Origin of the sequence: Sorangium sp. So ce1153, assembly GCF_051521595.1 — a bacterium.
Taxonomy (GTDB): domain Bacteria; phylum Myxococcota_A; class Polyangia; order Polyangiales; family Polyangiaceae; genus Sorangium.
Window position 1 is genome coordinate 3849885 of the sequence record NZ_CP150361.1, and the last position, 19569, is coordinate 3869453.

12 protein-coding genes are annotated in these 19569 nt (G+C 72.4%); 6 read left to right on the top strand and 6 right to left on the bottom strand.

The window, feature by feature from the left end:
• Positions 1 to 3: 3 nt before the first annotated feature.
• Both WME85_RS13585 and WME85_RS13590 read right to left on the bottom strand, forming a co-directional pair.
• On the bottom strand, positions 4 to 2922 hold the full coding sequence (locus WME85_RS13585) for a TonB-dependent receptor domain-containing protein (RefSeq protein ID WP_437838372.1): 2919 nt from the start codon (positions 2920 to 2922) through the stop codon (positions 4 to 6).
• 312 nt (positions 2923 to 3234) lie between these two features.
• Positions 3235 to 5082 (bottom strand): protein kinase domain-containing protein, encoded by a 1848-nt coding sequence (locus WME85_RS13590; protein ID WP_437838374.1) that lies wholly within the window; start codon positions 5080 to 5082, stop codon positions 3235 to 3237.
• Positions 5083 to 5600: 518 nt separating this feature from the next.
• On the opposite strand from WME85_RS13590, the gene WME85_RS13595 reads away from it, so the two are divergent.
• From WME85_RS13595 to WME85_RS13605, 3 genes are all read left to right on the top strand, one after another.
• The gene (locus WME85_RS13595) at positions 5601 to 6035 is read left to right on the top strand and encodes a YeeE/YedE family protein (RefSeq protein ID WP_437838376.1); all 435 of its coding nucleotides are present in this window, start codon (positions 5601 to 5603) and stop codon (positions 6033 to 6035) included.
• A complete protein-coding gene (locus WME85_RS13600) occupies positions 6032 to 6640 on the top strand; it encodes a DUF6691 family protein (RefSeq protein ID WP_437838378.1) in 609 nt (202 codons plus the stop codon). Before WME85_RS13595 ends, WME85_RS13600 begins: the two co-directional genes overlap by 4 nt.
• Before the next feature lie 127 nt (positions 6641 to 6767).
• Entirely contained in the window at positions 6768 to 8138 is a 1371-nt protein-coding gene (locus WME85_RS13605) for a hypothetical protein (RefSeq protein WP_437838380.1), read from the top strand.
• Between the two features lie 553 nt (positions 8139 to 8691).
• Here WME85_RS13605 and WME85_RS13610 read toward each other — a convergent pair.
• Positions 8692 to 9153, bottom strand: a complete 462-nt coding sequence (locus tag WME85_RS13610) for a hypothetical protein (RefSeq protein WP_437838382.1) — start codon at positions 9151 to 9153, stop codon at positions 8692 to 8694.
• A 1240-nt stretch (positions 9154 to 10393) separates the two neighbouring features.
• Here WME85_RS13610 and WME85_RS13615 point away from each other — a divergent pair.
• Both WME85_RS13615 and WME85_RS13620 read left to right on the top strand, forming a co-directional pair.
• Positions 10394 to 11188: a hypothetical protein gene (locus WME85_RS13615; RefSeq protein ID WP_437838384.1), complete on the top strand. Its 795-nt coding sequence runs from the start codon at positions 10394 to 10396 to the stop codon at positions 11186 to 11188.
• Complete coding sequence (locus WME85_RS13620; protein ID WP_437838386.1) at positions 11188 to 12099, top strand: hypothetical protein; 912 nt, start codon at positions 11188 to 11190, stop codon at positions 12097 to 12099. The genes WME85_RS13615 and WME85_RS13620 overlap by 1 nt, the downstream gene beginning before the upstream one ends.
• Before the next feature lie 104 nt (positions 12100 to 12203).
• On the opposite strand, the gene WME85_RS13625 is transcribed toward WME85_RS13620, so the two are convergent.
• Entirely contained in the window at positions 12204 to 15578 is a 3375-nt protein-coding gene (locus WME85_RS13625) for a beta-propeller domain-containing protein (RefSeq protein WP_437838388.1), read from the bottom strand.
• A 597-nt stretch (positions 15579 to 16175) separates the two neighbouring features.
• Positions 16176 to 16505 (bottom strand): hypothetical protein, encoded by a 330-nt coding sequence (locus tag WME85_RS13630; RefSeq protein ID WP_437838390.1) that lies wholly within the window; start codon positions 16503 to 16505, stop codon positions 16176 to 16178.
• A 23-nt stretch (positions 16506 to 16528) separates the two neighbouring features.
• On the opposite strand from WME85_RS13630, the gene WME85_RS13635 reads away from it, so the two are divergent.
• The gene (locus WME85_RS13635) at positions 16529 to 18133 is read left to right on the top strand and encodes a glycoside hydrolase family 43 protein (RefSeq protein WP_437838393.1); all 1605 of its coding nucleotides are present in this window, start codon (positions 16529 to 16531) and stop codon (positions 18131 to 18133) included.
• A 114-nt stretch (positions 18134 to 18247) separates the two neighbouring features.
• On the opposite strand, the gene WME85_RS13640 is transcribed toward WME85_RS13635, so the two are convergent.
• Positions 18248 to 19489 carry an ATP-binding protein gene (locus WME85_RS13640; RefSeq protein WP_437838396.1) on the bottom strand — a complete coding sequence of 414 codons (1242 nt, stop codon included), beginning with the start codon at positions 19487 to 19489 and terminating at the stop codon, positions 18248 to 18250.
• Between the last annotated feature and the right edge of the window lie 80 nt (positions 19490 to 19569).

The window sequence follows — 19569 nt, forward strand, 5'->3', positions numbered from 1 at the left end:
CAGCTACGGATAGCTGACGGTGATCTCGCCGAGGAAGGTCCGGCCGTTCTGGCGGCTCGTGGACGAGCGGTAGGTCTCGGCGACCGGATAGTCGTACCGCGCGTCCATCGCGTTGTAGAGGCCGAACACGTAGCGGGTATGGAAGCGACGGACCTCCCCGGAGATCGTGAGATCCGCGACCACCGCCGTCCCCGTCGCGCCGACCCAGCCGCGGGGGACCTGCCGCGGGGCCTCCAGGTTGAGCCGCAAGCCGGCCAGGAGGAGCCTGTCCACCACCGGGACGACGCCGCGGAACGACGCGAGGTGCTCCGGGACGTTGATGAGCCGCTCCCCGCCGGCGCGCTGGGCGCGCTGGTAGCCGTAGTTGGCTGACAGCATCCAGCCCTGCCGCCACTCGCGGCGCAGCTCGAGGTCGCCCCCGGCCACGGTCGCCGCCGACCTGCTGTTCGCGTAGCGCACCACCCCGGGGCTGTCCTCCACGAAGGAGATGACGTTCGAGACGCGGCTCGAGTGGATCGCGCCGAGCGCGACCCACTCGTCGCCGAGGCGCTGCGAGTACTCGACCTCGCCCGAGAGGATCGACTCCGGAATGAGCCTGAGGCCCCGCTGCGGGTCGACGGCGGCGACCTGCGTCTCGTCGTCCTTGTAGTGCTGCTCGGAGATGCTCGGGGCGCGGAAGGCGCTCCCGCCCATGATCTTCAGGACCCCTCCGGGCGCGGGCCGGACGATGATCGCCGCGCGCGGGGCGATCGGCTGGAACTCGCTGTAGGCGTCCACGCGCGCGCCGGCCGACAGGCGCAGCCACGGGGTGGGCGAGCCGTCGGCGATGAGGTAGCCGGCCGCGAAGCTGTACGCCGCGCGCTTGTCCAGGATCACGGCGGCAGGGTCGTCGCGGACGTTGTGCAGCGTCGCCTCGGGGTGCGTCTGCACCTCGCCGCCCCCGGTGAGCCTCAGCCAGCGGAGCGGCGTCCACGCCGCCCGCGCCTCGACGCCGAGCCAGGTGCCGTACTGGTTCTCGGAGATCAGCTCGTCGAACGCGTAGCGGCCGTGCCAGACGAAGCGGTTCACGTGGCCGCGCACCATCAGCTGGAGGTCGGGCGAGAGCCGCGGCTCGAACCGCACCTCGGCCATCATGTGCGTGTCCTCGTACCTCGTCCGGAAGTCGTTCAGCCGCGTGCCCACGTAGCCGATCGGAACGACCTGCTCGCGCGTGTGGTACATCCACTGCGCCGTGAGCGGCCCGTACCAGGCGCGCCCCTGGGCGCCGCCGGCCCGGAAGGCCTCGGTGTGCTCGGCGACCCGCACGCGCGGCCCGTCCCCGGGCTCCCGCAGCGCGACAGGGACATCGAACCCCTCGGAGCGGGCCGCGGTGACGCTCGCCCGCACGCCCGCGTCCTTGCCGGCGTTGTAGTGGAACCCGGCGCGCGCGTGGCCCACGCTGTCGTAGTAGGTGCCGGCCGTGACGTGCGCGCCGGTGGGCTCGTCCCGCCCGCGGGGGACGAGGTTGACGATGCCGGAGAGGGCGCCCGTGCCGTAGAGCAGCGAGCCCGGGCCGCGGACGACCTCGATGTGATCGACGTCGTGGAGGTCGTCGCGCGCGTCCGAGCCCACGAACGAGGCGTTCAGGACGTTGTCGTTCGTCGAGTGGCCGTCCGAGAGGACGAGGAGCCGGTTGCCGTAGTCGAGCGGCTCGCCGAGCCCGCGGATCCCGGCCGAGTAGACCACGTGGTCGTTCGAGAGGTAGACGCCGCGCGTGCCGCGCAGCGCCTCGGCGATGGTCGGGTACCCGAAGGCGCGCAGCTCGTGCTGCTCGATGACGCTGACCGAGGCCGGCGCGTCCTCCATGCGCTCGAGCACGCGCGAGGCCGACGACACCTCCCGGAGCGGCTCCAGCGTGAGGTCGAGCAGCGCCGCCTGCTGGCCGGCCGCCACGTCGAGCGTGCGCTCGACCGGGGCGAAGCCCCGCAGGCTGACGCGGACGTGGCGGCGGCCCACGGGGACGCCCTGGATCACCGACGGCGTGAAGCCCATGGGCCGGCCGTCGATCTCGACGAGCGCGTCGGGCTCGCCCGCGCGCACGAGGAGCGAGCCCGTGAGCGGGCTGAGCGTCGCCGTGACCGGGACCGTCTCGTGCGCGGTGACGTTCAGCGGCTGCGGCGCCGCCTGGTAGCCCGCGCGCGCGAAGTAGAGCACGTGGCGGCCCGGCGGCAGGTCGAGGTCGCAGGGGGCCGTGCAGGCGGGCGGCGCGCCCTCGCTGTCCACGTGCACGGCGGCCTCGCTCGCGCCGCGCACGTCGACCCGCACCGTGCCGACGATGCGGCGGAGCACGAGGAGCACCTCCTTGGTCTCCCCGAGCTTCACGTCGAGCGCGTCCACGGCCACGGGCTCGTAGCCCGCGAGCTCGACGAGGATCCGGTAGCGCCCCTCGGCGAGGGCGAGCCGGCGCGGCGCCATGCCGCGCACGCCGAGGTCCTTGCGATCGACGTAGATCCTGGCCCCCGGCGGCGACGTGACGATCTGCACCACGGCCACGCGCGGGGCGATGCGCGCGAGCGCGGCCTGGACCTCGGCGACGACCTGCGCGTCGGTCTCGCCCTCGAGCGCGTCGTCGTAGTACCTGTGCGCGTCCGCGAAGCGGCCCAGCTCCTCGTACGTGAGCGCGATGTTGAAGACCACGTTGCGGTTCGGCACGAGCCGGTTGGACGCGAGGAAGTGCTCGAGGGCGGCGTGGAACTGCCCTTTCTTGTAGAGATCGCGGCCCATCTCGAAGTGGAGATCGGCCTCGTCGGCCTGGCCCTCGCCGTCGGCGCGGGCGGCGGAGGCGTGGAGCAGCGCGCTCACGAGGAGGGGGAGCGCGGCGAGCCTCCACCGGCGAGCGCGCGGGGGCCGGCCTGCGCGCGGGCTCGAGGGCGCTCGACGCATGCCGTCAGGACACCGAACAGGTCGAAACCCCGAGAAGGCGAACCACAGAGGCACAGAGGGCACAGAGTTTTGTTGCTGTTCCTCTGTGTCCTCTGTGCCTCTGTGGTTCAAATCTCTTCATTTTCGGGCATTTCAAGCTGTTGGCTACCGAGAACACCGACACGTTGAAACCCGGAGAATTTTCACAGGGAGGCGGGGAGGCGGGGAGGAAGAAAAAATGAATTTCTCCCTCTTTCCGTTTCTCGCTCCCCGTCTCCCCGCCTCCCTGTGAAAATTCTGCTTTTTTCTCGTGGTTTCAACCCGTTTGTCGCTCTAGCGATGCTCGCGCAGGCGCGCCGATCTCGCCGGCGCCGGCCCGCCGCTGGCCGCGGGCTCACCGCTGGCCGCGGGCTCACCGCTGGCCGCGGGCTCACCGCTGGCCGCGGGCTCGCCGCCGGCCGCGGGCTCGCCGCTCATCGCCGGCAGGGCCGACGGCGCGAGCACGGAGCGCGGCCGGGGTGGCCTCGCGGAGCTCAGCGGGGCGAGCGCGGCGCCGGCCGCGGCGAACCCGCTCGCCGCGGCGGCCGCGGGGGGCATGACGGCCACGGACGGCGGGAAGAACGAGGGCCCTGGATCCTCGCGCGCGGGCGCGGCAGGCCCGTCCAGGGCCGGCGCGGCCGGCGGGGCCGCCTCGCCGGCGCGGCTGTCGTTGCCGCCCGCGACCGGCGGCGCCGCGCGCCCCAGCCACGCGAGCGCCGCCGCGCCCCCGAGGATCGCGACGAGCGCCGCCACGGGCGCGACCGCGCGCCGCCGCGCGGGCCGACCGCGCGCGTCCGCTGCGGGGCCGCTCTCGCGCGGCGCGGGCGAGGCGGCCGGCGCCGCGTCCGGGCGCGCTGCCGTCGCCGGCAGCACCTCGACCGTGGACGCCCTTGTCGACAGCGCCGAGGCGGCGAGCGCCGCCGCCGGCAGCGCCTCGGCCGCGGACACCACCACGGGCGGCAACGACGGCGGGGACGGCCACGGCGGCGACTCCGGCGACCGCGCCGTCGTCGGCGAGGCGTCGGCCGCGGACGGCTGCGTGGGCGGCGACGAAGGCGTGGGCACGCTCGCCCGCTCGATCGCGATGCACCGGGAGGCCGGCGCGACGTCGCGCGGTCCGCTCAGGGTCTCGGCTTCCTCGTCGACGGCCCTCGGGCGGTCCGGCGCCGGGAGCCCGTCCAGGGTCTCGTTCCCCATGGCCCTGCGCAGGATGCGGGCCACCTTCCGGCGCGCGGGCTCCGAACCCAGCGGCTCGAGCAGCGTGGCCAGCTCGGCGACCGTCTGGGGGCGGCGGGCCGGGTCCTTCTCCAGGCACATCAGGATGATGAACTCGAGCTCGACCGGGATCTCGGGCCGGTGCGCGCGCGGGGGGACGGGCGGGTCGGTCACGATGCTCACGAAGAGCGCCGACACGGACTCGGTCTCGAACGGCAGCCGCCCTGTCAGGAGCTGGTACAGCGTCATGCCGAGCGCCCAGATGTCGCTGCGGGCGTCCACCCTCCGGGTGCTGCGGATGTGCTCGGGCGACATGTAGCGGGGAGAGCCGAGCACCACGGACGACGCGGTGAGCTTGGCGTTCGCGCCGAAGACGCCCGCGTCGGAGGCCTTCGAGATGCCGAAATCGAGCACCTTGATCAGGGTCGAACCGTCCTTGCGGCTCGCGAGGAAGAGGTTGCCGGGCTTGAGGTCGCGGTGGACGATCCCGAGCGCGTGCGCCTCGGCGAGCGCGTCGCAGGCCTCGATCACGTGGCTCACGGCCTGCTCGACGGGCAGCGGGCCCCGCGTCTCCAGGAGCGCCTCGAGGTCGATGCCATTCAGGTACTCCATCACGAAGTACGGCAGCTCCTCGTCGGGGGAGCCCACATCGATGACGCGCGCGGTGTGCTCGCTGGTGATGGCCGCCGCGGCCTGCGCCTCCCGGAAGAAGCGCTCGACGGCATCCGGCGAGGTGCGCCCCTCCGGGAGCAGGAACTTCAGAGCGACCCGGTGGCGCAGCGAGACGTGGTGCGCCGAGACGACGAGGCCCATTCCGCCGCGCCCGAGCACCCGCTCGACGCGGTACTTGCCGCCGATGACGTCCCCGACCCGCGGAATCCTGCGCCACGAAGCCGGTTCCACCGCCTCCCAGCCTGCTTGGGCCATCGACCGATGAGTATACACCAGCACCCCCCGGCATCCGGCACAATCTCGCCCCCGACCACATCCGCGCCAGCGCCGTGTGCGACACGCCCGCTCTCAACCCCACCCGCGCTTGGCGCTGGCGTCGATGTTGACGCTGGCGTTGACGCCGCGCGCGCGAGAGGCGGGTTGTGGCGGCCGCCCGCTCACTTCACGGGTCGCGCGACGAGCGCCGCGAGCCCGGCATTCCCCGGCTCGGCCACGGCCGCGGCAGCCAGCGCGCAAAGATACCACCGCACGGTCCACTCCCGGATACCTCCCGCCGGGAGCTCGGCGCACGCGCCCTGATTCTCGATCTCGACGCGGGCGCGCGCCGCGCTGGCGAAGATCCGGATCTTGACCTGTTCCGACGCAGCGTGGAGCCGGAGCGGTGGAGTCGAACCGGGGCCCGTGAGCCGCTCTGTGTCTCCTTCGGGATGGTCCTGGATGGACCTCGCCGCGGGTTGCTAAGCTGCCAGGCCGTCACCCCGAGAGGTCTCATCATGCACGAACTGCTCGCGACAGGCCCGCTCGTCGGCGGCGCCCTCATCGGCCTCAGCGCGTCCCTGCTCCTCCTCTTCAACGGGAGAGTCGCCGGCGTCAGCGACGTGCTCGGAGGGCTCCTCTTCCGGAGGCCCGGAGAGACGGCCTGGCGCGCGGCCTTCATGGTCGGCCTCCTCCTCGGCGGCCTCGCGCTCGCCGCGGCGCACCCCCGCGCTTTCCCCGCCGGCGGGGAAAGCGGGTCGCTGGGCCTCGTGGTCGTCGCGGGGCTGCTCGTCGGCTACGGCGCGCGGCTCGGCAACGGGTGCACGAGCGGCCATGGCGTCTGCGGGCTCAGCCGCCTGTCGGTGCGCTCGCTCTGCGCCACGATGACGTTCATGGCGACCGCGGCCATCACCGTTTACGTCAGCCTGCATGCGATCGGGGCGGCGCGATGAGGCAGAACGCGCTCGCGCTCCTCGCCGGCGCGCTCTTCGCGGTGGGGCTCGGCGTCTCCGGGATGACACAGCCGTCCAGGGTGATCGGCTTCCTCGACGTCGCCGGCGACTGGGACCCGAGCCTCGCGTTCGTGATGGCGGGCGCGATCTCGGTGCACTTCCTCGCTTACCGCGCCCTTCGCCGGCAGCAGGGCGCCGCGGAGCGCGGCGGACCGGCCCGCGCGCCGCGCTTTCCGCTCCTCGCCGACCGCGTCGTCGTGCCGGCCCGCACCGACCTCGACGCCCGCCTCTTCGCTGGCGCCGCGCTGTTCGGCGTCGGCTGGGGGCTCGCCGGGTACTGCCCCGGGCCGGCGCTCGTCTCGCTGGCGACCGGCTCGCACGCCGTCCTCGCCTTCGTCGCGGCCATGGCGGCCGGCATGGCGATCGAGCACCTCACCACGGGCACCGCGAGGGCGAGCGCGCGAGCGTCCATGGCGACATCGACGGCCGCGGGACCGAGCGACGCGCCGGCGCTCGGCCACGTCGCGGGGAGCGAGGGTGAGCGCGAGCGCGAGCGCGAAGGCGGCGAGGGGCACGACCACGGCAGCTCCGCGCGCACCATGTAGGTCACGCTTGCGGCGTCCAGGTGCGCCATGTAATGCTCGATACTCATTCGCGTGGTGCCCAGTCACGGTCATCCGCAGGCTGGTGGACGAGAGGATTCGGCCTCCACCCACGCCGGGAGAGCGAGCCATGAAGATGTCATTCGGCCCCTTTCTGGGGGCGACGGTCGGCCTGTGTCTGCTACCCGCCTGTGTCGAGCCCGTCGGCTCCACCGGGCTCGCGGCCAGCGAGGCCGACATCGAGGCCGGGACCGAGGCGGCCAGCGATGAGCAGCCCTTCGAGGTGTGGGCGGTCGATCAGTCCAACACGAACGGGCTGACGTACGGTGGGACGGTGTACATCTACAATGGCCCGAGCCTGGTGGGCGGCTCCGGGATCAGGCAGGTCCCGGCGGAGGTCATCGATCTCGGCGGCGCGACCGCGGCGCTGTGCCTCGGGCAGACCGGCGCCAATCCGGTGCGGCCGCACATGCTCTTCTTCAATGCGGCGCGCACGCACGCGGTGCTGTCGTTCGTGGCCAGCGGCCATGTCGCGATCTTCGACGCCGCCACGCGCGCCCCTGTCGCGTGCCTCCGCGCCTCGGCGGGCGCGGACGGGGCGCGGCAGGCCCACGCCGCGGTGCCGGCGCCGGACGACTCGTACATCCTGGTGGCCAACCAGAACGGCAAGCTGCTCGAGCGGATCGCGACGGACTACGCCGCGGGCTCCTTCGCGTGGGACCCTGGCGCGACCCTCGACCTGGCCAGGTGCGTCGCGCCCAGCGGAGATCCGTGCCAGTTCCCGCACATCCGGCCCGACAACGCGCCCATCTGCCCGATCATCGACGCCACGGGCGCCCACGGCTTCATCACGCTGCGCGGAGGCGGCCTGTTCGTCGTCGACCCCGCGGCGACGCCGATACGCATCGTGGGCGAGTACGACGTCGCCGCGGTGCACGGGAACGGCTGCGGCGGCATCCAGGCCGGAGGCTCGATGTTCATCGACTCCGGCGGAGGGACGGCGGCGAACCTCGATCAGTTCGACGTGTACCGGTTCCCGCTCACCGGGTACGCGGCGACCAACGCGCCGAATACCCCGCTGCCCGAGGTGGTGTTCACCGACGCTTCCCCGGACCGTGACGCCCACGGCATGCTGCTGACGAAGCACGGCCGCAACGTGTGGGCGCTCGACCGGATCCGCGGCGTGGCCGAGGTCTTCGACGTCGCGACCAGCGCGCACCTGGGCACCGTCGATCTGAAGGAGCCTTATGCCAGCGATCCAGCGCCGGATCTCGCGGACATCTCGCCGTCGGGCAACCGCGCCTTCGTGACCCTGCGCGGCCCGACGCCGCTGAGCGGCGATCCGCACGCCTCGACGGGCACCACGCCCGGCGTCGGCGTCATCCAGCTGATCCAGGCCGGGGACAGCGGCAAGCTCAAGTCGATCGCGCCGATCACCAACAAGGATGCGGGCGGCGTGGAGCGGGCAGATCCGCACGCGATCCGGGTGCGCCTGCTCTGAGGGCGCGCGCGAGGGGGCGCCGGGCGCCGCGCTACTTGCGGCGCCCTTCCTGCTCGACGGCGGCTGCGCCCTCCTTGACCGCGTCGGCGTCGAGCTGGATGAGATCGTTCAGCTTGCTCACTGCAGTCTTGCGCATGCGGGCGCCTCCGCCGGCAGGATGAAGCATGCTGTCGAGAGGGCCTACCGGGCGACTCCTGAATCTGCGCTCGCGCCGCGGCCCGGAGGCACCGTGGTGCCGTGAGCGGGAATCGGAGTTGTTTGTGCGGGGCGGAAGGAGTCGGAGGTTCGAGCCAAGGAATCCCCTTGTTTGCAACGCTCTTCGGCGGGAAAATTGAACAGGCAGGCGGAGAGACAGGGAGTGTTTGAAAATTTCTCTCCCCGTCTCCCCGTCTCCCCGTCTCCCCGTCTCCCCGTCTCCCCGTCTCCCCGTCTCCCCATCTCCCCATCTCCCCATCTCCCGCTGAATTTCCGAAGAATCCGAGGGATGCCTCGGGGGTTCGAGGGGAGTCGCCAGCTCCCGAGTCGACTTGTCGAGGGGATGAACGCGACGTGGCTATCCGGATCGCCGGAACAGGTTCAGCAGCCGGCGGAGCAGCCCGGGCTTCTTGGCGGGCTCATCCGCGGCCGCCTGCTCCTGGTTGCGGCGTGTGGACCTGGGCGCGGCGTCGCCGGGCGCTGCCGCGGCGGCGTCACGCGTCCTGGCTGCGGCGCTGCGCGGCCTTGTCGCGTCGTCGCGGGTCTTCGCGGCGGCGCCGCTCTTCGCGGCGGCGCCGCGGGGCTTCGCGGCGGCGTCGCGGGGCCTGGTCGCGGCACCGGCGGCGGGGGAGGCGGACGCCCTGGGCTCCTCGCGGGCGGCCTCGGCGGCGTGGCCCTTTGTGCGCTCCGCCGCCCCGTCCGTTGCGGGCTTCGCTGCTGCCTTCTTGCCGGACCGCGCCTGCACCTTGGCCTTCATCGCCTCCTTGGCGGTGAGCGCTGGCTTCTTCTTTCGCGGGAAGGCGGCGGCGGGGGGAGGCACCCACGCCGCCTTCGGGCGCGGCTCGGGAGCCGCTGTCGCCTCGGGGGCGGCAGGCGGCGGCGGAACCGGCGTCGCGCCTCGCGCCCCGGCGCGCTCCGGCTGCCGGGGCGCCTTCTGGGAGGTGCCGGGCGCTCCGGCGGCGCCGGCGGGCTTCGCCTCGGCGGGCGCGGCGGCCCGGGGCTTCGCCTCGGCGGGCGCGGCGGCCCGTCCTGCGTCGCTCCGCGCGGGCTTCGGCTCCGCGGGCGCGCGGCGCTCGCGCGAGGCGGCTCCCGGCGCGGTAGAACGGTGCTGCGAGGCGCCAGCGGCCCCCTCGGCGCCTGCCCGCTCGTGCTGGGCTGCCCCATCCCGCGGCGCCCTGGTCCTGTCCGCGGGGCGGCGCTCGGCAACTCCGCCGTCGCGAGCCGCACGCTCGCGCGCTCTGTCGCCGCTCGCCCCGCGATCGCGCGCTCCGCCGTCGCGATCCGCGCGCTCGCGCGCTCCACGGTCGCCAGGTCCACGCTCCCCCGGGCTCGCTGGCCGTCGCGCCGGGGTCTCCTGTGCGGGCGCCGGCGGTCGCGGTCGGCGCATGTCGATGACCCGTCGCGGCCGCGCGGCAGCGGGCGCTGCCGCTGCGGTCGCCGCGTTACCCGTCGCCGCAGCGGCCGTCGCGGCCGCTTCCGCGGGGGCTGCGCCCGCATCGCCGGCCGCAGCCCCAGCGTCGCCGCCGGCCGAGGCCCCCACGCCTCCGGCGCCGCCCGTTGCCTCTCCGGCGGCCTCCGGCGCCCTCTGGTCCGGCGCGCGCTCCTCGACGGGCTCCGCGCGTTCCGGCTGCCCGCCCTCGTTTTCCGCTGTGCTCTGCTCGACCATGGGGCTCGTCCATAGCGTTGTCCGGCGCTCCGCGAAACCGGATCCCTCCGCCTCTCGCGCGCCGCGGGCTCCTCTCGCGCGCCGCCCCCCACGCCGCCCGCGCCTCCCGCGCCGCGGCGCGAGGCTGCCGGCGGTCGTCGCCGTCGTGCTGTCGCGCCGTCGCTTCCTTGAACCCGGACGGGAATCTGTGAAAGTGCGTGTTCTCGCCGGGACGCACGGTCCGACGCGAGCCACCCTCGATGCCGGGTAGTGCTCAAGTTTGCCCGGAGAGAGTTCACATGAAGGCGGGAAGGCGGGAAGATCATTGATCTTTTCTTCCCGCCTTCCCACCTTCATGTTCAATTTTGAGCACTACCCGATGCCGGCCCCCCTGCGGCGTCGACCTCCCGCATCCATGATCCCCCGCCTCCCTGCCGCGCTCGCGTTCGTGTCGGTCGTCCTCGCGCCGCGCGCCCTCCTGGCGCAGGTCCCGTGCTTTCCGGGGACGTGTCCGCCGCCCGCGCCGGCCGCGCCCCCGCGGCCGCCCCCCCTCACGCCGGAGCTCGAGCTCGCGACGCGCGCCCGGCTCGAGGCCGAGGCCCGCGCGCGGCTCGAGCCCGAGGCGCGCGCGGCCGCGGCGCGGCAGGTCGAGGAAGAGCGCCGCCGCGCGTGGATCGCGCGCGGCGTGCAGCGCGAGCCGAACCCCGTCCGGCTCCGGCTGCCGCTGGTCGAGGTGCTCGCCGCCGGAAGGTGGTTCGGCGCGGTCGCCGGGGGCGAGTACACGCAGCAAGCCGTCGGCCTCGGCGCGCGCCTGCGCCCGGGCGAGCCGCTCGCGTTCGAGATCGCCGCCGCATACGACGCGATCGACATCCCGGAGGGCGAGCGCACCTCCGCCGTGACGCTCGAGCCCTCGGTGGTCCTCATCTGGGGACGGCGAGAGCGCGTCGACGTCTACCTGCGCTCCGGGCTCGACGTGACGCTCCCGTTCGATGAAGGCGCCCGTCCGCCGGCGGTGATGCTCGGCGGCCACGTCGGCCTCGGGTGCCAGTTCCGCGTCGCCCGCATCGGGCGCGGCGGGTTCGTGGGGTGGTTCGCGGAAGCGCGCGGGCTCTTGCGGGGCGGCCTCGGCGGCGAGGTGTCCGGCCTGAGGGGGCCGCACGCCGGGTGGGAGTTCATCTTCGGCCCGAGCGCGGGGTTCTGGGATTTCTGATGCGCCCGAGCAGCCCGCTCCCCCGCCGCCTCGTCAGCCGCCTCGTCGCGCTCGCGATCGCGCTCCTTGTCCTCGCGTGCGCGCCCGCGGCCTTGGCCCAGTCGAACCCCTGTGTTCCGCCCTGGTGCATCGGCGGCACGGTGAGGGTCGATCCTCCGCCGGTGCGGGTGCAGCCGCCGGCCGTGGACCTCCAGGCCCAGGCCCGCGCCGAGGCCGAGGCGCGCGCTCGCCTCGAGGCGCAGGCGCGCCTCGAGTGGGAGGCCTACTATCAATGGGAGGCGCGCCTCCGCCTCGAAGCCGAGGTCAGGGCGCGCGCGCAGCTCGAGGCGAGCTTCCTCGCCGAGGCGCGCGCGCAGCCCGATCCCTATCTCCAGATCCCCTCTCCGGTGACCCCGTGGATCTCGGGGCTGCCGGTCACGTTCCCCCGCATCGAGCTCGGCATCATCGGCGGATGTCTCGGCGTGTGGACCGGCCGGGGATCGCCGGCGCACATCGGCGCCTGTCCGGCCGTGCGCGTGCGGCTCCGCGAGCGGTGGGGCATCGCGCTCGACCCCTCGATCCTGCGCATGGACCATGGCCCGCTCGACTTCACGACCCTCGGCTTTCACCCCGGGGCGACCTACGCGTTCGCGTCGGGCAAGGGGAGCCTCACGGGGTCTTACGGCTTCGCGCGCGCGGGGCTCGACCTCTGGGCGCCGGTCACGCAGCTCGCGAGGACGCCCGATGCCCTGCTCGGCGCCCACGTCGGCGCGGGCGCGCACTTCTTCAGCCACTGGGCCGGGGCAGGCGTCGAGGCACGGCTGCTCGTCCGCAAGGGCGTGGGCGACGGCGGCGACCCGCTCGCCGCCGAGATCGCCGACCTCCGCCTCGGCGCCGAGGTGCGCGTTCACATGTTCATGATCGGGTTCTGATCGCCGGGCCGCGCCGGCGGGACCGCCCGTCCCGAAAGGCGGCTCCGGCGGCTGGCGAGCCGGCCTGGCGCCGAGCGCGCCGGCCGGCTCGCCTCGTCGTCAGATCACTCGTCCATGTAGGGGACGAGGTTGACGGTCTCGCGATCGAGCTGGTGAATGCCGAAGCGGCCGGAGGCGAAGAGCACCTCTTCCCCGCTCGCCACGAACCGCTCGGGCCAGCCCCAGGTGGGGAAGAACGCCTGTGCCTTCGGCGCCTCGGGCTGCTCGAGGGAGATCGCCAGCACGCCGCCTGGCACCTCGAAGAGCGCGCGCAGGTCGGTGGTGTCGCGCAGCGACGCCCACGGCGCGATGCGGACGGTGGAGAGCATGTCGAACTCGGGGGGCGTCGGGTTCTCGTTCTCCGGCGGCGGAGGCGGCGTCTCCCCCTCGGCCAGGGGCGAGAGCGTGGTCAGCTTGTAGTTGGGATCCGAGACCGAGTACCAGCTGTTGACCGGACGCCAGATGAGGCTGTGGGTCACGACGGGCAGCCCGCGCTCGTCGATGGATATCGCGTGGACCCGGCGGTTCGGGAACCGCTGGTACTCCTGCAGGTACGCGAGCCCCTCGTGCAGCTCGAGCCGCGCGATCGCCGTCTCGATGTACTGATCGCCCCACACCCTGTCGTTCGCGAAGATCGAGTTGCCCTGGATCGCGAGGACCTCGCCGGGCACGTTGATCCCCGGATCGAGCGCGGGCGCCGCCGGGTCGGTCAGGTCGAGGTGCGTGAGGAAGTACTGCGTGTGCGGGCGCGGGTCGTCCGGCGCGCCGACCGAGCGCTTGATGTTGAAGTAGAGCTCCCCGTCGTCGTTGAGGACGTCGACGGCCTCGTTGTCGTACGGAAGCGCGAGGGGCTGCGTCAACGTGGGGTGGTCCGGGTCGGAGAGGTCGACCACGTTGACCTCGACCTGCGCCCAGCTCCGGCGCGGTACGTACTCGTAGCAGTACGTCGAGGTGACCCCCGGGATGTCAGCCCCCTGGCCGATCTCCATCGGGGTGCACGTCGTGTCCGCGTCGACGTGGTCGGTGCACTCGGCGAACCCGCCGCTGCAGTAGTCGTCGGCGCCGATGTGGCGGCACTGCCGCTCGCCGGCCACGTACGTGCAACCCTCCTGCCCGATGCAGCCCGAGGAGGTCGCCGGGCGCGTCTGGCACGTCCAGCCGACCCCGAGGTCCTCGGTGTGGCCGATGACGCGGAGGAAGGCGAGGGCGTCGCGCCCGGCGTGCACGGTCGGGAACGACCTGGCGCCGCCGTAGTAGACGCCCGTCGTGGGGAGATCGCCCGTGTCGAGCGTGCCCGCGCGCCGCGGCGCGGTCGGATCGGACAGGTCGATCACCTCGACGTGGGTCACCTTGCCGACCCAGTTCTCGAAGGTGCTGGTGAGCGACACGAGCAGGTTGCCCACCTGATGGAACTCGGCGTTGAGCGGCAGGTCGAAGGTGGCCACCGGCTCCGCGAGCTGCGCGATCCCCGCGGTCGGGACGACCTCGGCCTTGATCATCCGGTTCGCCGGCGGGTTCCAGTAGAGGTCGTAAGGCACCTTCATGCGCACGCGGTAATCGCCGAACGCGAGGACCTTCACGTAATCCGGGGCGAGCTCGAGCCGCCCGAGCTTCTCGGTCGTGTCGAGCGCTTCCTGATCGTAGAGGGTGAGCTCCTCCTCGGACACGTTCGCGGTGGCCACGTCGCCCGCGCGGAACGTGCGGCGCACCGGCGTCCCGTGCTCCATCAAGCCGCGGCGGGTCAGCGTCGTGTCCGAGAAGGTGAAGATCTGCACGCCGGCGAACGGCCGATAGTAGCCGTCCACGTACCGGCCCGCCGAGAACGGGAGCAGCACGAGGCCGGTCTCCGCCTCGCCGGTCGGCGCCACCGCGTCGACGGCGTCGTCGAGCACGGTGAACGCGCGGTGGTCCCAGTCCGCCTCGGACCAGCTCCAGCCGGTGGTGGTGGTGTCGACCGTGGCGCGCGCCACGAGCGGCGTCGGGTTGGTCAGGTCGGTGATGTCGTAGAGGCTGGCCGAGAGCCGGCGGCCGTTCTGATCGTCGACGCCGATCCCGATGATGCGGGTCGCGTCGAGCACGGGGCGGAAGAAGTTGTTCCACCCGGACACGACGAACTCGCTCTTTTCCTCGACGTTCCCGCTCGGATCGATGGAGAAGGCGTGGAACGGGTCCTGGTTCCGGTAGGTCACCGCGAACGCCCGGTCATCCATGAAGATGGCGCCGTAGAGCGACTGCCCGGCGCCGAAGTCCTCGCTGTCGATCGGCACGAGGTTGTCGGGATCGGACGCGTTCCACGTCTCGAGGTAGCTCGCCGACGTCCCGTCGGCCCACCGCGGGCCGGAGAAGACGCGCAGCGTGTCGTCGCGGAAGTCCATGTGGAACTGCGAGCGCACGTAGCTCCTCGCGGTGACGCTGCCGCGCTCCACCATCGACCCGTCGCTGCTCGAGATGTCGATGACCGAGATGTCGCTGGGCTCGCCGGACCAGCCGTAGTTGTTGCGGGCCACGAGGAGCACGTCCGCCTCGGCGTGGATGGCGGTCACGGTGTCGCCGAGCTCGATCTCGCTGCGCTCGACCAGCGCCGCGGGGGTGACGTCGAAGCTCTTGACGATCGTCTTGTTGACCCAGTGCCACGCGCCGGCGGCGTACTCGACGAGCTCCGAGCCGTTCGAGGCGATGTAGAGCGAGCTCGCGCTGGCGCCGCGCGCCAGGCGGCTCGTCATGATGCGACCCGTCACGGGGACCTGCGACAGGAGCTTCGGCGCGGTGCGGTCGGCGATGTCGATGAACAGGAGGTTGCCGCCCGTCCGCCGCTCCACGGTGAGGCCGTCGGCCTTGAGCTGGTAGCCGGCCCAGTCGTTGAGGAGCACGACCGCGCGATCGCCGACGACGTACATCTCGACCGGGGTGCCGGCGATCTGCAGCTGGCCGAGGAACTTCGGGTTCGTCGGGTCCGCGATGTCGATGACCTGCAGGCCGCGGTAGGTGTTGAGGTTGAGGAGCTGCCCGCCGCCGAGGACGCGGTAGATGTCGCCCTCCTCGACGTCGCGGCCGGCCTCTTCCTCTTCTTCTTCCTCCTCCTCTTCCTCTTCTTCTTCCTCCTCCTCTTCGCCGAGGTACCCCTCGGTGAAGGGATCGTCGGCCGACACGAACTCGGTGGGCCCCGCTGGCGTCTCGGGATCAGGGTCGGGATCGGGATCGGGATCGGGATCAGGGTCCGGATCGGGATCGGGATCGGGATCGGGATCGGGGTCCGGATCGGGATCGGGGTCCGGATCGGGCTGTGGGTTCTCGTTGTCGTCCGGCGGGGTTTGCTCCTGGGGATCGGGTTTGTCCTCGTTGCCCCCGCACCCCTGTCCTCCGGACAGGACGAGGAGCGCGGCCATCATCACGCTGGCCTGCGCCGACAGCACGCCTCTGAAACGAGCTCTATTCGCCACTGCCTACTCCTCCCTGGTACCTCGCTCGAGGTACGGAGCCTGCGCACATCGATGTGTCCCACGCGGTTCAGGCGCGGTCTGAACGTCCCGGTCCAGGGGCGGCGGCGCCGCGAGCTTCCGGTGATCGGTCGAGGGTGCGTCCGGCACGGCGCACCCAGCGATCAGGTCGGCCCTCGCGGTCTCGCGCTACCATGGACCGTGAAGTTGCATCGAGCGGATTATCCACCTTCTGGATGCCCTGCTCAACGTGGAATGCGTTGGAAGGACGAAGGGGGAAGCGGTTCTTCGCGCGACATACAGTGGCGCCGGGGCGGAGCGCGGCGCCGGTTGCTCACACGGGAGCCACCTGCCCACACGACAGCGCTCGCAGCGCTCGCTTCCGTCTGATGCGAAGTGCGCGCGACCGGCGGAGCAGCGCGATGTCGCCTGTCGTTGCGTCCTGTGACGCGCTGGTCACACGCGGCATGACGCCGCGCTCCGCTGTCGCGACGAACGGGCGTTTGCAGGTGTTCGCTGGCGTTTGCTGGCGTCGTGCCCAGTGAACGGGCGACACGCAGGAGGGGACAAAGAGGGAGAGGGCGGGGGGCGGGGAGCGCTTCAGAGATGGAAGGCCGTGTTGTACGCGCTCCAGCCGCAGCCCCACGCGTCGCCGGAGCAGCCGAGGTCGCCCGGCAGGCCGCACCGGGCGCGGTCGCCGCGCTCGTGGTAGCAGGCGTTCTCCCCGCGCGCGCCGGGGATGCAGGGGCTGCCGCCGTCATCGCCGCCGCCGCCGCCGCCAGCACCGCGCGCGGTCCTGCCCCGGCCCGCCCTGTTTCGTTGCGCTCGCCAGCCCCTCCGCTGCAAGATGCCCCGGCGCACGAGAGCCCGCGCGACCTGGCGTGGCCTCCGCGCGACGTCCGACTCCAGACGAGCAGCAATCGACTTCACTTCCAGGAACCGTGGCGGCAGCGATGACCAAACAACCGACTTTCATCGAGAACCCCGTCCTCCGGGGCTTTCATCCAGACCCTTCCATCCTCCGGGTGGGCGAGGACTACTACCTTGCCACCTCCACCTTCGAGTGGTTTCCGGGCGTGCGGCTCCACCACAGCCGCGACCTCCGCCACTGGAAGCCCATCGGCCATGTCCTGGACCGACGCTCGCAGCTCGACCTGCTCGGCAATCCGCGCTCCGGGGGCATCTGGGCGCCTTGCCTCACCCACGCGAACGGCGTGTTCTACCTGGTCTTCACCGACGTCAAGACCTGGGGTCGCGGCTTCGTCGACGCGCACAACTACTACGTCACCGCGAGCCGCATCGAGGGGCCCTGGTCCGAGCCCGCGGAGCTGAACCGCGGCGGCTTCGATCCCTCGCTGTTCCACGACGAGGACGGCAAGGCGTGGCTCGTCAACATGGTGTGGGACCATCGCCCCGGCAACGACCAGTTCCCCGGCATCGTGCTGCAGGAGCTCGACCTCGAGCGGCGCCAGCTCATCGGCGAGCGCCGCTGGATCTTCTCCGGCAGCAGCCTCGGCCTCGTCGAGGGGCCGCACCTCTACCGGCGCGGGGACTACTATTACCTGCTCGTCGCCGAGGGCGGCACCGTCTACGACCACGCCGCGACGCTGGCGCGCTCCCGCCGCATCGAGGGGCCTTATGAGGTCGCCCCGGGCACCCCGCTCCTGACCTCCCGTCTCGACTCGAGCCTCGAGCTGCAGAAGGCCGGGCACGGCAGCCTCGTCGAGACGACGACCGGGGAGTGGTACCTCGCCCACCTGGTCGGGAGGCCGCTCCCGAGCGCGCGCCGCTGTATCCTCGGCCGCGAGACGGCGCTGCAGCGGGTGCGCTGGACCGACGACGGGTGGCTCGCGCTCGACGGGACCCAGGGCCCCCGCTCGCCCGCCGTCCGCGTGCAGGCGCCCCGGCTGCCGGACCACCCCTTCGAGGAGCCACCGGTGCGGGACCACTTCGACAGGGAGGCGCTCGGCGTCGCGTACCAGACGCTGCGCGACGTGCCCGACGAGAGCTGGGTGTCGCTGCGCGCGCGGCCCGGCTACCTGCGCGTCCACGGCCGCGAGTCGCCGCAGTCGCTGCACCGGCAGAGCGTCGTCGGGCGCCGCATCCAGTCCCTCCGTTGCCGCGTCGAGACCTGCCTCGAGTTCGAGCCGACCTCGTTCCAGCAGATGGCGGGGCTCATGTGCATGTACAGCGACGAGAACTTCTTCTACGCGCTGCTCAGCCACGACGAGCGCTTCGGGCGCTCGCTCGCGCTCCTCGGCAGCGAGCACGGGAAGCTGACCTGGCTCGCGCGCCCGCTCGCCTTCACGTCCCCCCGCCTCCACCTCCGCTTCGAGCTCTCCGGCAAGGACCTCCAGTTCTCGTACTCGCGGGACGGCGAGCGCTTCGGCCCGCTCGGGCCGGTGCTGGACGCGTCGATCCTGTCGGACGAGGGCCCCTCGCTCGGGCTCGGCTTCACCGGCGCCTTCGCCGCGCTGTGCGCGCACGACCTCACCGGCAAGAGCCTTCCTGCCGATTTCGATTACCTCGATTACGCCGAGCTCCCGCAGGGGCGCTGAGCGCGGACGCCGGCTCCGGCCGGCGCCCGCGGAGCTCCCGCATGGAACCTGAGCGCGGGCGCCGGCTCCGGCCGGCGCCCGGCGTGCCCTCGGGCACCTCGCCCGGCGCTCCCGTCAGGACGCCGCGTCGGTGTTCTGCGAGACAGGGAGCGCCACGAAGAACGTCGCGCCCTTCGAGAGCACGCTATCGACCCAGATGCGCCCGCCGTGCCCCTCGACGATGCGCTGCGCGATGGCGAGCCCGAGGCCGGTGGAGCGCTCCCCGCCGGTGGCGACCGTCCGCGCCCGACCGAACGGGCGGAACAGCTTGCCGATGTCCTCCGGCGCGATGCCGGGCCCCTCGTCCTGCACCGAGACGAGCACCTCGCGGCCCGACCCGTCGAGGCCGGCGGGCGCGCTGGCGCTCTGGACCCGCACGCGGATGGTCGTGCCCGGAGGGGAGTAGTGGATGGCGTTGCTGATGAGGTTGTTGAGCACCTGCTCCAGCTTGTGCACGTCCACGTCGACCCGCGGGACGCTCTCGTCGCTCTCAACGACGAGCTTCATGCTCTTCTGCCCCGCCAGCACCATGTTGAGCGCCACGTTCGACTCGACGAGCTGGACGATATCCGTGCTCTTCCTGTCGAGGTTCAGCTTGCCGAGCTCGATCATCGACACGTCGAGCAGGTCGTTGATGAGCGAGAGCATGAACTTGCTCGAGCTCCTGATCATCTCGATGATCTCGACGCCGCCCTCGCGGAGCAGCGACGACGGCTCGCCGCGCCGCTGCGTCATCAGCATGAAGTCGCTGTAGCCCAGGATGACGCCGAGCGGATTCCTGAGGTCGTGGGCCGCCATGCCGACGAAGCGGTTCTTCTCCTCGTTCAGCCGGACCAGCTCGGCGTTCTTCGCCGCGAGCTCCTCGTGCATCTGGAGGAGCTGCCGGTTGCTCTCCTCCAGCGTGTCGGCGTACTGCTTGAGCTTGAGCTGGCTCCGCTTGTGCTCGATGGCGTAGCGGATCGTGCGCTCGAGGATCTGCGCGTCGAACCGCCCCTTCACCAGGTAATCCGCGGCGCCCGCGCTCATCGCGGCCATGTCGATCGCCTCGTCGCCGACGCCCGTCAGCATGATGATGGGGATCGCGCAGCCGACGTGGTTCGCCTCGTGCACCACCTCGAGCCCGGTGCGGGCGTCGAGCCGGAAGTCGAGGAGGCAGACGTCGTAGCCGCCGGCGAGCAGCGCCTCGATCGCCTCGTCCGACGTGCTCAGCCACGTCACGTCGTAGCGGGTCCGGGAAATCTCGCGCAGGAGCCGGCGCGTGACGAGGTGATCGACCTCGTCGTCATCCACCAGCAGGACCTTGATCTCGTCGTTCATCAGGAGCCTCGACGCCGCCGACCCCGAGGAGCCCCGGCGCGCTCGCGCCGGCGCACGCCGCGCCGCGCCGTCTCGTCCAG

What these genes read in the sequence shown, in the direction of transcription:
- WME85_RS13590 (WP_437838374.1), bottom strand. Translation starts at nt 5,082, where the DNA reads ATGGCCCAAGCAGGCTGGGAGGCGGTGGAACCGGCTTCGTGGCGCAGG.
- WME85_RS13615 (WP_437838384.1), top strand. Translation starts at nt 10,394, where the DNA reads ATGATCCCCCGCCTCCCTGCCGCGCTCGCGTTCGTGTCGGTCGTCCTC.
- WME85_RS13585 (WP_437838372.1), bottom strand. Translation starts at nt 2,922, where the DNA reads ATGCGTCGAGCGCCCTCGAGCCCGCGCGCAGGCCGGCCCCCGCGCGCT.
- WME85_RS13595 (WP_437838376.1), top strand. Translation starts at nt 5,601, where the DNA reads ATGCACGAACTGCTCGCGACAGGCCCGCTCGTCGGCGGCGCCCTCATC.
- WME85_RS13620 (WP_437838386.1), top strand. Translation starts at nt 11,188, where the DNA reads ATGCGCCCGAGCAGCCCGCTCCCCCGCCGCCTCGTCAGCCGCCTCGTC.
- WME85_RS13605 (WP_437838380.1), top strand. Translation starts at nt 6,768, where the DNA reads ATGAAGATGTCATTCGGCCCCTTTCTGGGGGCGACGGTCGGCCTGTGT.
- WME85_RS13600 (WP_437838378.1), top strand. Translation starts at nt 6,032, where the DNA reads ATGAGGCAGAACGCGCTCGCGCTCCTCGCCGGCGCGCTCTTCGCGGTG.
- WME85_RS13640 (WP_437838396.1), bottom strand. Translation starts at nt 19,489, where the DNA reads ATGAACGACGAGATCAAGGTCCTGCTGGTGGATGACGACGAGGTCGAT.
- WME85_RS13635 (WP_437838393.1), top strand. Translation starts at nt 16,529, where the DNA reads ATGACCAAACAACCGACTTTCATCGAGAACCCCGTCCTCCGGGGCTTT.